This window comes from Cellulomonas sp. PS-H5 (assembly GCF_019265565.1).
Classification (GTDB): domain Bacteria; phylum Actinomycetota; class Actinomycetes; order Actinomycetales; family Cellulomonadaceae; genus Cellulomonas.
Genome location: NZ_JAHVCI010000027.1, coordinates 1 through 16,299, shown reverse-complemented (window position 1 = coordinate 16,299; position 16,299 = coordinate 1). Strand labels below are relative to the sequence as shown.

The 16,299-nt window shown below is 76.5% G+C and carries 12 protein-coding genes; 1 reads left to right on the top strand and 11 read right to left on the bottom strand.

Features of this window, described 5'->3' with window-relative positions:
- Positions 1 to 26: 26 nt before the first annotated feature.
- The 11 genes from J5O08_RS11790 to J5O08_RS11740 all read right to left on the bottom strand — a co-directional run bounded on the left by J5O08_RS11790 (position 27) and on the right by J5O08_RS11740 (position 13,426).
- Positions 27 to 1,259 (bottom strand): ABC transporter permease, encoded by a 1,233-nt coding sequence (locus J5O08_RS11790; protein ID WP_218707070.1) that lies wholly within the window; start codon positions 1,257 to 1,259, stop codon positions 27 to 29.
- Positions 1,256 to 1,990, bottom strand: a complete 735-nt coding sequence (locus J5O08_RS11785) for an ABC transporter ATP-binding protein (protein ID WP_218707069.1) — start codon at positions 1,988 to 1,990, stop codon at positions 1,256 to 1,258. Before J5O08_RS11785 ends, J5O08_RS11790 begins: the two co-directional genes overlap by 4 nt.
- Positions 1,983 to 3,281 carry an efflux RND transporter periplasmic adaptor subunit gene (locus J5O08_RS11780; protein WP_218707068.1) on the bottom strand — a complete coding sequence of 433 codons (1,299 nt, stop codon included), beginning with the start codon at positions 3,279 to 3,281 and terminating at the stop codon, positions 1,983 to 1,985. The genes J5O08_RS11785 and J5O08_RS11780 overlap by 8 nt, the downstream gene beginning before the upstream one ends.
- A gap of 251 nt (positions 3,282 to 3,532) precedes the next feature.
- Positions 3,533 to 5,095: a methyltransferase gene (locus tag J5O08_RS11775; RefSeq protein WP_218707067.1), complete on the bottom strand. Its 1,563-nt coding sequence runs from the start codon at positions 5,093 to 5,095 to the stop codon at positions 3,533 to 3,535.
- A gap of 42 nt (positions 5,096 to 5,137) precedes the next feature.
- Positions 5,138 to 5,800, bottom strand: coding sequence for a histidine phosphatase family protein (locus J5O08_RS11770; protein ID WP_308281579.1), 663 nt, complete (start codon positions 5,798 to 5,800; stop codon positions 5,138 to 5,140).
- On the bottom strand, positions 5,797 to 6,249 hold the full coding sequence (locus tag J5O08_RS11765; protein WP_217615169.1) for a hypothetical protein: 453 nt from the start codon (positions 6,247 to 6,249) through the stop codon (positions 5,797 to 5,799). Before J5O08_RS11765 ends, J5O08_RS11770 begins: the two co-directional genes overlap by 4 nt.
- A gap of 98 nt (positions 6,250 to 6,347) precedes the next feature.
- Positions 6,348 to 8,642 (bottom strand): sodium-translocating pyrophosphatase, encoded by a 2,295-nt coding sequence (locus tag J5O08_RS11760; RefSeq protein WP_218707066.1) that lies wholly within the window; start codon positions 8,640 to 8,642, stop codon positions 6,348 to 6,350.
- 188 nt (positions 8,643 to 8,830) lie between these two features.
- On the bottom strand, positions 8,831 to 9,781 hold the full coding sequence (locus J5O08_RS21650) for a GGDEF domain-containing protein (protein WP_218707065.1): 951 nt from the start codon (positions 9,779 to 9,781) through the stop codon (positions 8,831 to 8,833).
- Positions 9,782 to 10,342: 561 nt separating this feature from the next.
- Positions 10,343 to 10,690, bottom strand: a complete 348-nt coding sequence (locus tag J5O08_RS11750) for an STAS domain-containing protein (protein ID WP_218707064.1) — start codon at positions 10,688 to 10,690, stop codon at positions 10,343 to 10,345.
- A gap of 68 nt (positions 10,691 to 10,758) precedes the next feature.
- Complete coding sequence (locus tag J5O08_RS11745) at positions 10,759 to 12,639, bottom strand: urea amidolyase family protein (protein ID WP_308281578.1); 1,881 nt, start codon at positions 12,637 to 12,639, stop codon at positions 10,759 to 10,761.
- Positions 12,640 to 12,652: 13 nt separating this feature from the next.
- Positions 12,653 to 13,426 (bottom strand): LamB/YcsF family protein, encoded by a 774-nt coding sequence (locus J5O08_RS11740; RefSeq protein WP_218707063.1) that lies wholly within the window; start codon positions 13,424 to 13,426, stop codon positions 12,653 to 12,655.
- Positions 13,427 to 13,517: 91 nt separating this feature from the next.
- On the opposite strand from J5O08_RS11740, the gene J5O08_RS11735 reads away from it, so the two are divergent.
- The gene (locus J5O08_RS11735) at positions 13,518 to 16,214 is read left to right on the top strand and encodes a DEAD/DEAH box helicase (RefSeq protein ID WP_374225975.1); all 2,697 of its coding nucleotides are present in this window, start codon (positions 13,518 to 13,520) and stop codon (positions 16,212 to 16,214) included.
- Positions 16,215 to 16,299: the final 85 nt, after the last annotated feature.

Here is a 16,299-nt window from a genome sequence, read left to right as displayed (position 1 = left end):
GCGGGGGGCGGGGGCGCGCACGGGTCTCACTCCGACCGCAGCGCGTCGATGGGCGCGAGCCGGGCGGCCCGGGTGGCGGGGTAGACGCCGAAGACGATGCCGATGGCCATCGCGATCGCGACCGACCCGCCGACCGCGGCGCCGGACACGACGATCGACGTGTCGAGCAGGGAGGGCAGGACCGTCGCGGCCACGATGCCGAGGACCGCGCCGAGCACGCCGCCCGCCAGGCCGAGCACGCCCGCCTCGACCAGGAACTGCCGCCGGATGGCCCACGGCGGGGCGCCGAGCGCCTTGCGCAGGCCGATCTCGCGGGTCCGCTCGGTGACGGAGACCAGCATGATGTTCATGACCCCGATGCCGCCGACCAGCAGCGAGAGGGCCGCGATGCCGGTGAGCAGGACCGTCAGCGTCCGGTAGACCGAGGTCGCCGTGCTGACCAGGGAGTCCTGGCTGTCGATGCTGAAGTCCGCGCTGTCCGCGTCGGTGACGTCGTGCAGGTTGAGCAGGAGCTGGTTGGCCTCCTGGTACGCCGCGCCGAGCTGGTCCGCCGAGGCGGCCTGGACGTAGATCGTGGTGAGCGAGTTCCGGTCGAAGCCGCCCGACACCGTGTCGGACGCGGTGGTCAGCGGGATCACGACCAGGTCGTCCAGGTCGGTGTCGGTGCTGGAGCCCGCGGTGTCGAGGACCCCGACGATCGTGAACGCGGTGCCCGCGATCGTGAGCTGCTGGCCGACCACGTTCGTGGTGCCGAACAGCTCGGTGGCGGTGGTCGCGCCGACGACGGCCACGGTCGCGCCCTCCGCGTCGTCCTCCGCCGTCAGGAACTCGCCGGAGGTGACCGCGCGGGACCGGACGTCGAGCCAGTCCTCGGTCGTGCCGACGACGGTCGTCGTCCAGTTGGTGTCGTTGGCCTCGACGGACAGCGACGACTCCTTCTCCGGCGCGACGGCGCCGATGTCCGGCGCGTTCACCTCGGAGGCCAGGGCGTCGGCGTCGGACCGGGTCAGCGTGGCGCCGGTGCCGAAGCCGCCCCGCACGCCGTCGGAGTCGGTCGACGACCCGGGCGTGACGATGAGCAGGTTCGACCCCAGCGCGCTGATCTGCCGGCTGACGTCCTGCTGCGTCCCCAGGCCGAGTCCGACGGTGAGGATCACCGCGGCGATGCCGATGAGGATGCCGAGCACGGTCAGCATCGAGCGCAGCTTGTGCCCCCGCACCGCGGCCCAGCCGGTGCGCAGGGTCTCGGACCAGGTCATAGCGGGTTCACCTCGTCGGACTGGATGCGGCCGTCCCGGACCGTCACGATGCGCCGGGCGTGCTCGGCGACCTCGAGCTCGTGGGTGATGAGCACGATGGTGCGGCCCTGGGCGTGCAGCTCGTCGAAGAGCGCGAGCACGTCCTCGGTGGACCGGGAGTCGAGGTTGCCGGTGGGCTCGTCCGCCAGGATCAGTGCGGGCTCGCCCACCAGGGCGCGGGCGACGGCGACGCGCTGCTGCTGGCCGCCCGACAGCTCGCCCGGGCGGTTGTCCAGCTTCTCGCCCAGGCCGACCCGCTCCAGGGCGGCGACCGCGCGCTCCCTGCGCTCGTCCGCCGGCACGCGGCCGTAGACCAGGGGCAGCTCGACGTTCCGCCACGCGCTGAGCGCCGGCAGCAGGTGGAACTGCTGGAACACGAAGCCCAGGCGCCGGTTCCGGACGTCCGCGAGCTCGACCTCGTCCAGCTCGCCGACGTCCTCCCCCGCCAGCCGGTACTCGCCGGCGGTCAGGACGTCCAGGCAGCCGACGATGTTCATCAGCGTCGACTTGCCGGAGCCTGACGGGCCCATGATCGCGACGTACTCGCCGGTGCGGATCGCCAGGTCGACGCCCCGCAGGGCCTCGAACTCGATGCTGCCGGTGCGGTAGGTCTTGCGGGCGCCGGCGAGCTCGATGACGGTGCCGTCGGCGCCGACCTCGTCGGGCCGGCGGTCCAGCACCAGCTCAGCCATTGCCGCCGCCCGGGAAGCCGCCCTGCATCTGCGACACGTCCGGCATCTGGCCGGACGAGAAGTCCGGCATCTCGCCGCCGCCGGGGAACTGGCCCTGCTCGGTACCGCCCGAGCCGTCGCCCGAGCCGCCCGACCCGGAGGCCCGCGGGCTGAACACGGTGACCAGCACCTCGTCGCCCTCGGCGAGCCCCTCGGTGATCTCGACCAGGTTCCCGGAGGTCTCGCCGACGGTGACCGCCGTGGTGACCGTCGCGCCGTCCGCACCCTCCTGCGTGACGACGGTCCGGCCGTCCTCGGTGGTCACCGCCGACGCGGGCACGGTCAGCACGTCGGTGCGGCGCTCGTAGATGATCGAGACGTCCACCGACTCGCCGTCGTGCAGCCCCTCGGGGCTGCCGGTGACGTCGATCGTCACCGGGTAGGCCGCGACCCCGCCGGAGCTGCTGGACAGCAGCCCGATCTCGGTCACGGTGCCGTAGACGGTGTCGGTCGAGGAGTCGGTGGTGAGCTCCGCCTGGTTGCCGACGGACAGCAGGGCCACGTCGGACTCGCTCACGCTGACGCTCGTCTGCCACGCGTCCGTGCCGACGACGACGAACTGCGCGGTGCTGGTCGACGTGGTCGAGGACGACCCCGTCGACCCCGTGCTGCCGCCCATCCCGCCGGCGCTGCCGCTGCCGCCGCTGGTGGCGGAGCCGCTGCTGCCCGAGGACGAGCCCGACCCGGTGACGGCGTCGCCGACCTCGACGTCCACCGTCGTCAGCAGGCCCGACACCGGCGCCGTGAGCGTCGCGCCGGCCATGTCGGCCTCGGCGTCGTCCACGGCGGTCTGCGCGACGTCCACCTGCGCGGAGAGCGCGGCGACCTGCGCGTCCGAGGAGTCGGAGCCGTCGGCCTCGTCCTGGGCGTTCGACAGCGACGCCTGCGCGCTCGCCAGCTCGGCCTTCGCCTGGAGCAGCGCGGCGTTCAGCTGCAGCGTGTCGACCGTCGCGAGCTGCTGGCCGGCGGTCACGGTGTCGCCGACCGCGACGTCGACCGACGTCACGGTGCCGCTCACCGCGAACGACACGTCCTCCTGCACGGTCGGCGTGAGGATGCCCGACGCCGACACGGACTGCTGGATCGTCGACAGGCTCGCTGCGACCGCGGTCGTCGTCGACTCCGGGGTGGCGGCCTGCGCCGGCGACTCGCGGAACCCGAACCAGTACACCCCGGTCCCGGCGACTCCCACCAGCAGCGCGACCGCCACCACCCGCACCCACGGTCGGGTGCGCCTCCACAGCGACAGCATGTTCTCCCTCGGTCCGTCGGGGACGGACCGCGCTCGCGGGCGGCGCCGCGGGGCCGTCCCGGCTGGTCAGGACCGTAGGGAGCGAGGCTGGACCGGCCGTAGCACCACCCTGTGCCCAGCCTGTGCGGGCGAACAGGTCCGGGCGGGGGCGCCGGGCGGGCGGGGGTGCGTGCGCGGAGTGGAAACGGGTGGAGCGTTCTGCCCGACACGCCCCGGCGTGTCGGGCAGAACGCTCCACTCGAAGCCCGAGGTCAGGCCGGGAGGAGGAGGCCGTCCGTCACCAGGCCGCGGACCTCGGGGAGGACGTCCGCCGCCACCGCGTCGGCGTCGACGCCCAGCAGCGCGCCCAGGGCGCCGACGATCTGCCCGACCGTGAGCTCCCCGTCGCAGGCGCCGACCAGCCCCGCGAGCGCCGTCCCCGCCTGCACGGTCCGCCCGAACCCGCCGCCCTGGCGCAGCAGCACGATCTGCGGGTCGACGTCGCCGGGCCGCAGGTACCGCTCCTCGGTGACGTCGCCCGGCACGAGCAGCCGCTCGGCCGCGAGCGCCGCGTCGTCCCGCCGGCGCAGCCAGTCGTGCGCGGCGAGCGACGCCCCGATGGCCGGGCCGAGGGGCTGCCGGACGGTGCCGGTGACCTCCTCCAGCCGCCGCAGCCGGGGGGAGTCCGCCAGGTCCGCGGCCGGCCGGCGCAGGACGACGATCCCGAACCCGATGCCCTCGACGTCCCGGGACGCGAAGTCCGCGAGCCAGGCGGCGTACCGGGCGCGCCACGCCGCGGGGTCGCGGTCGGGGGTGGTGCCGCCGTCGCGGATCCAGGTCTCGGCGTACTGGGCGGGGTCCTGCAGCTCACGCTGCACCACCCACCCGTCCAGCCCGGACGCGTCCAGCCAGGCGCCGACGCGCTCGTCCCAGGGCTCGCCGCGGCGCACCTCCCAGTTGCCGAGCAGCTGGGCCACCCCGCCGGGGGCGAGCACCGACCCGACCGACGTGATCAGGTCGGACACGATCGCGTCGCCGGTGCGGCCGCCGTCCCGGTACTCGTAGGTCGGGACGTCGGCGGCGGTGCGCGGGGTGATGACGAACGGCGGGTTGCTCACCACGAGGTCGAACCGCTCCCCCGCGACGGGCTCCAGCATCGACCCGAGCCGCAGGTCCAGCGCGCCCGGCGCCAGCCCCGCGAGAGCCGCGTTGAACCGGGCGAACCCGAGCGCGCGCGCCGAGATGTCCGTGCCGACGACCACGTCGCTGTGCCTGGCCGCGTGCAGCGCCTGGATCCCGCACCCGGTGCCGAGGTCGAGCGTGCGGGCGCTGGGCTCGCGCACGGTGACCTGCGCGAGCGTCGTCGACGCCCCGCCGACCCCCAGCACGTGGTCGGTGCGCAGCGCGCCGCCGGTCGCGAGCTCGCCGAGGTCGGAGGCCACCCACCAGTCGACGGGGCCGGCGGCGTCCTCCGCCTCGTAGGGCCGCAGGTCGACCCGGGCGCGCACCGCGTCGTCCGCGCCCGCACCGGCCGCGGCGACCAGCCCCAGCCGCTCGGCGCCCTCGACGCCGAGCGACGGCAGCGCCCGGGCCAGCGCGGCCGCGGGCACCGGGACGCCGAGCACGAACGCGCGGACCAGCGCCGCGCGGGGCTCGTCGCCGGCCGTCGCCAGCAGGGCGGGGACCGGCTCCTCGCGGTGCAGCGCGGCGCTCGCGACCGGGCCGAGCAGCTCCTCGACCCCGGGCACGGTGAACCCGGAGGCGGCGAGGTCGGCGCGCAGCGCGGTGACGAGCGCGGGGTCGGCGGTCAGGGGCTCGGTCGGGGCGGCGTCCACCGGACCATCCTCCCCGACGCGACCCGGCGCGTCGGCCCGGCGTCAGACCGGCAGCGGCTCCCCGCCCGGCCCGTCGCCCCCGGCGGGCGCGGCGTGCGGCACGACCTCGTCCTGCCAGCGCGTCGCGTACCAGCCGGTCGGTCCGCCGGACTCCAGCGTCACCACGCCCGTGTTGTCGAGCGGCCAGCGCCCGGACGTGGCGGCGTCCAGGTTCCCGGCCCGGGTCAGCGTCCAGAGCCGGATCATGGCGCCGTGGCTGACGACCGCGGCCGTCCCCGCCCCCGTGCCGAGCAGCTCGTCCACGACCGCGTCGAACCGGTCGAGCGTCGCCCGGCCCGACTCCCCGCCCGGCATGGCGACGTCCAGGTCGCCGGACGCCCAGGCCACCATCGTCGACAGGTACCGGTGCACCGACTCCTCGTCCGTGCGCATCTCCAGGTCCCCGGCGAGCACCTCGCGCAGGCCCTCCCGGACCTGCACCTCGAGGTCGTGCGGCCGCGCCACCTCCGCGGCGGTCGCCCGCGCGCGGTCCAGCGTCGACGCGTACACCGCGTCGAGCGGCTCGCCGGCCAGCGCCTCGCCGACCGCGCGCGCCTGCCGCTCGCCCTCGGGGGTCAGCGGCGCGCCCGGGGCGGCGGTGTCGAGCGCGTGGACCAGGTTGGACGGGGTCTGGCCGTGCCGGACGAGGTGCAGCCGCACGGTCACTCGCAGTTCTCGGTGGTGAACGCGCTCAGGTCGTCGCTCGCCGTGGCGAGGTCCTCGGAGTCGGCCTGCTCGGCGAACTGCTGCAGGGCGGCGGTGAACGCCTCCTGGTCCGTCGGGTCGATGTCGGCCAGCGCGTCGTCGAGCTCGGCGAAGGTCGAGGTGAACACGCCCCACGAGTCGGCGATGTCGTCCGGCGCCTCGACCTCGTCGAACTGGTCGCGGGCGTCCGAGATCGCGTCGGCGAACGCCTGCGGGTCGTCGCTGAGCGACCCGGCGGCGGTGATCTCCGTCATCGCGTCCTCGCCCGCGGAGCAGAACGCCTGGACCTTGTCGTCGTCGCCCGAGCAGGCGGCGAGCGGGACGACGAGCGCCAGCAGCGCGGCACCCGCGAGGGCGCCGCGGGCGGCACGGCGGGACGGACGGAGGGCGGCGGCGCGGCGCGAGGTCATGGCCCCCACCCTGCCGGACGGCCCGCCGGGCGTCGAGGCGGGGGCCGGACCGCCGCCGGGCGGACACCTCCGCGTCACGTCCGGCGGCACGCCCCGGGTCACGCCCGCAGCGGCACCTCGCGCTCCAGCCGCGCCTCCTCGTCCACCCGCGCCGCCCGCAGCCGGGACAGCACGACCGCGGTGAGCGCGATGAGCCCGGCGGCGATCGCGATCGACAGCCGCACCACGTGGTTCGCCCCGTCGCCGAGGCTGACCGTGACGACGGCCGGCGCGATGAGCAGCGCCACCAGGTTCATCACCTTGATGAGCGGGTTGATCGCCGGCCCGGCGGTGTCCTTGAACGGGTCGCCCACGGTGTCGCCGATGACCACCGCGTCGTGCGCCGGGGAGCCCTTGCCCCCGTACCGGCCGTCCTCGACCAGCTTCTTCGCGTTGTCCCAGGTGCCGCCGGAGTTCGCCAGGAACACCGCCATGAGCACGCCGGCGCCGATCGCCCCGGCGAGGAACCCCGCGAGCGGCCCGATGCCCAGCCCGAACCCGACCGCCACCGGGGCGGACGCCGCGAGCAGCCCGGGGGTGGCGAGCTCGCGCAGCGAGTCCCGGGTGCAGATGTCGACGACCTTGCCGTACTCCGGCCGCTCCGCGCCGGTCATGATCCCGGGGTGCTCGCGGAACTGCCGCCGCACCTCGAACACGATCGCCCCGGCCGCGCGGGTCACCGCGTCGATCGCGAGCCCGGAGAACAGGAACACCGTCGCCCCGCCGAGGATCACGCCGACCAGGGTCACCGGGCTGATCACCTGGTAGTCGGTCATCGCCAGGACGATGTCGCCCGGCACCTGCGTCAGCTCCAGCCCCCGCACCGCCCCGGCCACCGCGTCGGCGTACGACCCGAACAGCGCCGTCGCCGCCAGCACGGCCGTCGCGATCGCGATGCCCTTGGTGACGGCCTTGGTGGTGTTCCCGACGGCGTCGAGGTCGGTGAGGATCTGCGCGCCCTCCTCGGTGACGTCGCCCGACATCTCGGCGATGCCCTGGGCGTTGTCGCTCACCGGCCCGAAGGTGTCCATCGCGACGATCACGCCGACCGTCGTCAGCAGCCCGCAGCCCGCGAGCGCCACCAGGAACAGGGACAGGGAGATCGACCCGCCGGCGAGCAGGAACACCCCGCAGATCGCCGCCGCGATGGTGCCCGCCGTGTAGACCGCCGACTCCAGCCCGACGCCGATCCCGGAGAGCACCACGGTCGCCGCCCCGGTCTGCGAGGTGCGCGCCACGTGGATCGTCGGCTTCGAGGTCGTGCCCGTGAAGTAGCCGGTCAGCCAGAGGATGACGCCGGCCAGCACGACGCCGATCGCGACCGCTCCCGCCGCGACCGCACGCGGGTCGCCCGGGTGGTCCGCCAGCCCGGCCGTCCCGGCGAGGTCCGCGAACGACGACGGCAGGTAGGCGAACGCCGCGACGGCCGCGAGCACCGCCCCCGCCACCGCGGCCACCGCGAAGCCGCGGTTGATCGCCGTCAGCCCGCTCTCGTCGCCACGCACCCGGGTCACGACGACCCCCAGCGCCGCGACCACCGCGCCGATCGCCGTGACGATCAGGGGGAACACGAGCCCCTCCTCGCCGAACGCCGCCCGGCCGAGGATCAGCGCCGCCACCAGCGTCACCGCGTACGACTCGAACAGGTCGGCCGCCATGCCCGCGCAGTCGCCGACGTTGTCCCCCACGTTGTCCGCGATCGTCGCGGCGTTGCGGGGGTCGTCCTCGGGGATGTGCTGCTCGACCTTGCCGACGAGGTCCGCGCCCACGTCGGCCGCCTTGGTGAAGATGCCGCCGCCGACCCGCATGAACATGGCCAGCAGAGCCGCCCCGAAGCCGAAGCCCTCCAGCACCGCGGGCGCCTCGCCGCGGTACAGCAGGACGACCACCGCGGCGCCCAGCAGGCCCAGCCCGACGACCGACATCCCGACGACGCCGCCCGTGCGCAGCGCGATCCGCGCCCCGGCCGCACGCCCGCCCGGGAGCGACGCCGCCGCGGCCACCCGCACGTTCGCCCGCGTCGCGAGCCACATCCCGAGGTAGCCGATCGACGCCGAGAACCCCGCGCCGATCAGGAAGAACACCGAGCGGCCGATCTTGACGCCGGCATCCCCCGGCAGCAGGAACAGCAGCGCGAACACCACCACCGCGAACAGCACCAGCGTGCGCAGCTGCCGGGACAGGTACGCCGCGGCGCCCTCCTGCACCGCCGCGGCGATCGCGCGCATCGACGCGGACCCCTCGTCGGCCGCCAGCACCTGCCGGCGCAGCACCACCGCGACGACGAGGGCGGCGACCGCCACGGCCGCGATGACGGCGACCACCACGAGGCTCCCGGACCCGAGCTCGACCATGCATCCTCCTCGGACGCGAGGCACGGCCCTGCCCGAGCCGCCCCCGGTACGCGCCGCTCCGTTGCCGCGCGAGAGGACGCCACTGTAGCCAGATATGTCCGGTTGGGAAGGGGTGCGGGCGCCGGTTCCACCACTCGGGCCCCGGGGTCTCGTGCGGCCGGGGGCGACCGTCCCGGCCCCGTCGCGAGTCAGCCCGGCGCCGCCACAGCGGGCAGCGGGTCCGCCTTGCGCGCCAGCATCCGCCGCTGCGCCTTCTGCACGAGCGCGTCGGCGTCCGCGTCGCCCGCCGACGACACCACCCACGCCAGCCGGACGGGCGGCTCGTCGGGCGCCTGCGGCAGCAGCGCGCGGCCGATGCTCTCGACCACCCGGGCCACCTGCTCCTCGGCCTCTGCACCGGGCACGCCGGGCAGCAGCACGACGGCCATGAGCTCGTCGCTCCCCGTGCGGCCGACCATCGCGCCCGTCGGCACCCCGTCCGCGAACCGGTCGGCCAGCACCCGGAGCAGCGCGTCGCCCGCGGCGCCGCCGAACCGCGCGTTCACCCGGGCGAACCCGTCGACGTCGGCCTGGACCAGCAGGAGCCGGCGGGTGCTGCCGGGCAGCAGCCGGGCCCACTCCCGTGCGGTGTGCAGCACGAGCTCGCGCCCCGGCAGCCGGGTGAGCGGGTCGTGCAGCGACCGCTCCGACAGCGCGGCCACCAGCGCGCGCACCAGGTCCGACGTCGCCACCGCTCCCCAGGTGCCCGACCGGACCAGCACGTCGTCGTAGCGCGTCTCCCCGGACCGCTCCATCGCGCGGGTCGCCGACTCGACGATGCCGGTGCGCTCGTCGACCACGAGCGGAGACCAGTCGGCGACTTCCCCGACGGGCCGCCGGGCGAGCACGGCTCGGCCGTAGCCGAGCCGACCGGTCTGCGCGTCGGTGAACCGGCTGCGGGACACCATGCCGATGCTGCCGTCCCGCTCGTCGACCACCGCCAGGCACGGCAGGTGCGGCGACCGGAACAGGACCTCGACCTCGCTCATCGGCAGGTCGCGGTCCACGACCTCGACCGGGACGGCGATCTCGCCCACGGAGCGGTGCACGCCTCCGACGGCGCGGGAGGTGCGGACCAGGAGGTCGACGTCGTTCGGCACGACCGCATGGTGCCGCGGCGGGCGGGGCGCGCCGCGTGCAGGGCGGCCGAGGCGCCGAGACTTCCCCCTGCGTTCACCGGGACGTCGTCGTGGACCACCCTTCCGGGTGGGGTCCGCCCTCGGTCGGAGGGCAGCCTCTCGGTACCGACAGCGTAGGTGCGCCTGGAGTCCGACCGCCGCGTCTGGGTGGACCGACTGGACGCGAGGATGGGAGGGCGGGACAACGGGGCCCCGCTCGATCTGTGGAGGAGTGTGCCGCCATGCGCGAGACCCGGGCTGCGACCATCGCGATCCTCGGTCGGCTCCGGCGGCGAGCAGGCGGGCTCGCCGCGGCCGGTGACGCCCGCCTGACCAGGGTGACGAACGAGCCGGCGGCGTCGGACGGGCTGACGTCCACCTCGCAACCGCGAGACCCGGCAGATCCGCCACCGACTCGGGATCGGCGCGACCTCGATGCGGGCGAGCCCGCAAGCTGAGCGGCTCCTGGCGCCGGACCGTGCATCCGGCGGTTCGTCGCCGGAGGTCGCGGAGCGTCTCGCGCGCTGGCCCCTCCGCGCGTGATCAGCCCTCGCGGTCGGCGGCGAGCGCCTCGTCCACCGTCTCCCGGATGGTGAACACCTGGGTGAGCGCGGTGATGCGGAAGACCTTGAGCAGCCGCTCGGAGTCGATGACGAGCTGCAGCCTCCCGTCGAGCCCCCGGACGCGCTTGAGCACGCCGACGAGCAGCCCGAGCCCCGTGGAGTCCATGAACCGCACCTCGGTGAGGTTCACGACCAGGTCCACGTGCCCGGAGTCGACCAGGCCGGTGAGCTTCTCGCGCAGCGCGGGCGCGGTGTACACGTCGATCTCGCCGGTCACGTCGACGACGGTCCTGCCCTCGACGGTCCTGCTGGCCACGCTGACGTCCACCGGAGCTCCCCTCTGCCTTCCGGGAGCATTCAAACAGACCGCACGCCCGTGGCCCACGTGTTGCGTGCTCACGCGTGTCCGGCGGACCCCTCGGACCGGGTGAACGTCACCGCGTCCCCGGGCCGGAGCTGCGCCGCCAGGTCGCGGGACCGGGGCTCGACGACGGCGACCACGGGGTAGCCGCCGGTCACCGGGTGGTCCGCGCCGAACACGACCGGCCGACCGTCCGGCGGCACCTGCACCGCGCCGGGGACCAGGGGCTCGGAAGGGAGCTCGCCGCGGTCGACCCGCTCGACCGGCGGACCGTCGAGGCGCAGCGCCACGCGGTCGCTGGCCGGTGTCACCGCGTAACGCCCGGCGAGGAGCCGCTCGAACGCGTCCGGGGTGAACCAGTCGGCGCGCGGCCCCGGGGTCACGCGGAGCACGGCGGTGCCGGGCCAGTCGCGGGGCGGGTCCGGCCAGGGCTGCGCGGCGTCGACCACCTGCGCCCCGACCGGCAGCACGTCACCGGCGCGCAGCGGCTCCGGGCCGAGGCCCGCGAGCCGGTCGGCGGAGCGCGAGCCGAGGACGCGCGGCACGTCGACGCCGCCGCGGACCGCCAGGTAGAGCCGGAGGCCGCGGGTCGCCGTGCCGGTGCGGAGCACGCCGCCGGGCGGGACGCGGGTGGCGGCGTGCGGGGCGACCGGGACGCCGTCGACGTCCGCGGGAACCTCGGCCCCGGCGAGCGCGACGACGCCGCCCGCCGGGAACCGGAGGGACAGGCCGCCGAGCAGCACCTCCAGACCGGCGGCGTCGGGGGCGTTGCCGACGAGGCGGTTCGCGAGGCGGAGCGCCCCGGCGTCGGCGGCGCCGGACCGCCCGACGCCGACTGCCGCGAGGCCGGGGCGGCCGCGGTCCTGGACGAGGGCGAGCGGGCCGGGGGTGAGGACCTCGACGGTGGCGCGGACGGTGGCGCGGACGGGGGCGCGGGCGGAAGCGCTGGCGGGGTCGGGACGCGACGCGGAGGAGGTGCGGCCGGACGGCAGGGTCGGGACGTCCCGAGAGGCGCTGGGCGCAGGGTCGTCGGCCGGGCGGTCGGCGGGAGCGTCGGCGGGCACGAACCGCACCCGCGTGCCGGGGCGGAGCAGCGCGGGCGGGTCCCGGTCGACGTCGAACAGCGGCACGTCGCACGTGCCGAGCAGCATCCAGCCGCCCGGGGTCGCCGCCGGGTAGACGGCGGCGAACTCGCCCGCGATCGCGACCGCGCCCGCGGGGACCCGCTCGCGCGGGGTCGACCGCCGGGGGACGTGCAGGGCGGGGTCCAGCCCGGTCAGGTAGGCGAACCCCGGCATGAAGCCGCCGAACGCCACGGTGTACTCCGATGCCGCGTGACGGTGCACGACCTCGTCCTCGCTCAGGCCGGTGGCGCGGGCGACCTCGGCCAGGTCGGCGCCGTCGTACCGGACGGGCAGGACGACGGGCGCGCGCGGGGGCGCGGCATCCGGGTCGTCGGTGGGCCGGTCGGTGCAGTCCGCGCGGTCGGGGTCGTCGGTGGGCGGGTCGGTGTCGCGGTGAGTGCCGGCCGCGACGGCAGCCGCCTTCTGGAGGCGGTCCAGGGCGGCGCGCGCGTCGGCCGGCGTCGCGAACCGCACGAGCACCGTGCGGGCGGCCGGGACCACGTCCACCGCGCCCGGGAGCGGGCTCGACCGCAGGGCGTCGTCCAGCGCGCGGACGGCGACGAGGTCGGGCAGGTCGGCCAGCAGGGCGTCGACGCCGTAGGGCACGACACGGCTGGCCGTCGCGGGCACGGCCCCGGCGTCCAGAGCGACGGACCTGGGCTGCGCGCCGACGTCGGGGCCCGTGGGTTCCGTGGCGTGCGTCGTGGCGTACGCCAGGTCCGTCGAGTTCGCAGGGTCCGCCGAGTTCATCGGGTCCGCCGAGTTCGCAGGGTCCGCCGGGTCCGTCGTCACGACGGCGCTCCGCTCACGCCGCGGCGGGGCGCAGCTCGACCCCCGCGGCCTCGAGCGCCGCGCGGACGGCGCGCGCCACGGGCACCGCCCCGGGCGTGTCCGAGTGCACGCACAGCGACGCCGCGTCGAGGCGCACGAGCGTGCCGTCCGCGGCGACGACCGTGCCCTCGGTGGCCATCCGCACGGCGCGCCCGGCGGCCTCGTCCGAGTCGGTCACCAGCGCCCCCGCGCTGCCGCGCGGCACCAGCGTGCCGTCCGCGAGGTAGCCGCGGTCGACGAACGCCTCCGTCACCGTCGGCAGCCCGGCGTCGCGCGCGTGCCGGAGGACGGCGGAGCCGGGCAGCCCCACGACCGCGAGGGTCGGGTCGACCCCGGCGACGCCCGCGACGACAGCGGCGGCCTGCTCCTCGTCGCGCACGATGCGGTTGTAGAGGGCGCCGTGCGGCTTGACGTAGCCGACGCGCGCGCCGACGGTCCGGGCGACGGCCTGCAGCGCGCCGACCTGGTAGGCGACCTCGGCGGCGAGCTCGCCCGGCGGCACGTCGAGCCGGCGGCGCCCGAACCCGACGAGGTCGCGGTACGAGACGTGCGCGCCGACCGCCACGCCGCGGGCCAGCGCCGTCGCGCACCGGGCCGCCATGATCGACGGGTCGCCGGCGTGGAACCCGCAGGCGACGTTCGCGCTGGTGACCACGGACAGCAGGGCGTCGTCCGCGCCGGGCTCCCCCAGGCTCCACGGGCCGTAGCCCTCGCCGAGGTCGCAGTTCAGGTCGATGTGCGTCGCCACGTGCCCATCCTGCCCCGCCCGCCACGAGGGCCGGGAGCCGCGGCGGGCGCACCGGTACGCCGCAGCGCCGTCGAGGGGCGAGGATGGTCCCGTGGTGGGGACCGGTGAGCTGCTCGACGTGCTGCTCGCCGCGGGCCGCCGCGCCGACCGGCTGACGCACGTCCGGCACCTGCCCCCCCGCGAGGGCACCCCGGTGGACTGGCCCGCCTGGGCGGACGCCGACCTGGTCGCGGGCTACCGGGCGCTCGGCGTGGAGCGTCCGTGGCGGCACCAGGCGCTCGCGGCGGACGCGGCGTGGTCCGGGCGGCACACCGTGCTGTCGACGTCCACCGGGTCCGGCAAGTCGCTGGCGTTCTGGCTCCCGTCGCTGTCGGCGGTCCGCGCGCAGGCCGCGGTGCGGGCGCTCGACCCGGGGCGGATCGAGACGGTCGCCCGCCGCGGGTCGGTGCTGTACCTCTGCCCGACCAAGGCGCTCGCGGCGGACCAGCGGCACGCGCTGGACCGGGTGCTGCACGCCGCCCGGCTCCGGGACGTCCGCGTCGCCACCTGCGACGGCGACACGGCGCAGGAGGAGCGGCGCTGGGTGCAGGAGCACGCCGACGTCGTGCTCACGAACCCGGACTTCCTGCACTTCGCCCTGCTGCCGCAGCACCGGCGCTGGGCCCGGCTGCTGGGGTCGCTGCGGTACGTCGTGCTGGACGAGTGCCACGCCTTCCGCGGGGTGTTCGGCGCGCACGTCGCGGCCGTCCTGCGGCGGCTGCGCCGCGTCGCGGGGATCTACGGCGCCGACCCGGTCTTCCTGCTCGCCTCCGCGACCACGGCTGAGCCCGCGGTGAGCGCGGCGCGGCTGATCGGAGTCCCGGCCGAGGACGTCCTGTCCGTCGCGGAGGACACCTCCCCCGCCGGGCGGAAGACGGTCGCGCTCTGGCAGCCGCCCGAGGTCGCGCCCGCCGAGGGCCCGTGGAGCGGGCTGCTGCCCGAGGACGACCCGTGGGCGCTCCCCCTGGACGAGCCCCCGGTCGACGTGGACCGCGCGGGGACCGACACGGCGGCCGGCACCGAGGCGGACGCCAGGGCGCGGACCGGGGCCGACAGCACGGCCGTCGGCGCCGACGGCGACGGGACGGCCGGGGCCGCCGGCGACGGGACGGCCGGGGCCGACGGCGACGTGGCAGCCGGGGCCGACCCCACCGCGCGCACCGCCGCCCCTGCGCCGGGCCCGGATGCCGGCACGGTCGGGCCGGCGCGGGAGGGGTCGGGACCGCTCGGCACCGGCGAGGACCTCGTCGCCGACGACCCGGACCGGCCGCGCCGCTCGGCGACGGCCGAGGTGGCCGACCTGCTCGCCGACCTCACGGCCGCGGGCGCCCGGACGCTCGCGTTCACACGGTCGCGGCGGGCCGCGGAGTCGGTCGCGACGGTGACCCGGGAGCACCTGCGGGAGGTGGACCCCGAGCTCGCGGTGGCCGTCGCCGCCTACCGGGGCGGGTACCTGCCCGAGGAGCGCCGCGAGCTGGAGGCGGCGATCCGCACCGGGCGGCTGCGCGCGCTCGCCACGACCAACGCGCTGGAGCTCGGCGTCGACATCTCGGGGCTCGACGCGGTCGTGATCGCGGGGTGGCCGGGCACGCGCGTGTCGCTCTGGCAGCAGGCGGGCCGGGCGGGGCGGGCGGGCGCCGACGGCCTGGTCGTGCTCGTCGCCCGCGAGGACCCGCTCGACACCTACCTGGTCCACCACCCCGAGGCGGCGCTCGACGCCCCCGTGGAGGCCACGGTCTTCGACCCCGGCAACCCCTACGTGCTCGCCCCGCACCTGTGCGCCGCCGCGGCGGAGACCCCGTTGCGCGCCGAGGAGCTCGACCTGTTCGGTCCGGGGACGCGGGAGCTGCTGGACGTCCTGGTCGCGCGGGGCGCGCTGCGCCGCCGGCCGTCGGGCTGGTACTGGACGCACGCCGAGCAGGCGGCGCGGCTCACGGACCTCCGCGGGACCGGGGGCGACCCGGTGCGCGTCGTCGAGTCCACCACCGGCCGGCTGCTGGGCACGGTGGACTCGGCCGCCGCGGACTCGACCGTGCACGCGGGCGCGGTCTACGTGCACCAGGGCGCGACGTACGTCGTCGACGAGCTGCGGCTCGAGGACGGGGTCGCCCTGGTCGACCGGCGCGACGTCGACTACGGGACGTGGGCCCGGTGGGTGACGTCCACCGAGATCCGGTCCGTCACCGCGGAGCGCCGCTGGGGACCGGTGACGTGGGGCTTCGGGGCCGTCGACGTCACGACGCAGGTGCTGAGCTTCCAGCGCAAGCGGATCCCGGACATGGAGGTGCTCGGCTCCGAGCTGCTCGACCTGCCGGCCCGCACGCTGCCGACGACCTCGGTCTGGTGGACGGCACCCGTCGAGGTGCTGGAGCGCGCCGGCATCACCGTCGAGACCGCTCCGGGAGCGCTGCACGCCGCGGAGCACGCGTCGATCGGGCTGCTGCCGCTGCTCGCCACCTGCGACCGCTGGGACCTCGGCGGGGTCTCGACGGCGCTGCACGCCGACACCGAGCAAGCGACCGTGTTCGTGCACGACGCCTACCCGGGTGGGGCGGGGTTCGCCGAGCGCGGGTACGGGCTCGGGGCGACGTGGCTGCGCGCCACCCGGCAGGCGATCGCGACCTGCCCGTGCCGCACCGGCTGCCCGGCGTGCGTGCAGTCCCCGAAGTGCGGCAACGGCAACAACCCGCTGGAGAAGGCGGCCGCCGTGCGGCTGCTCGACGCGGTCCTCGCGCACGCCCCGGCCTGAGCCGGGGCCGGAGCCGCGCACACCCGCACGCCGCCCGCCCGGGCGGCGCCCGACCGCGCGGCGCCCGACCGCGCGGCGCGGACCG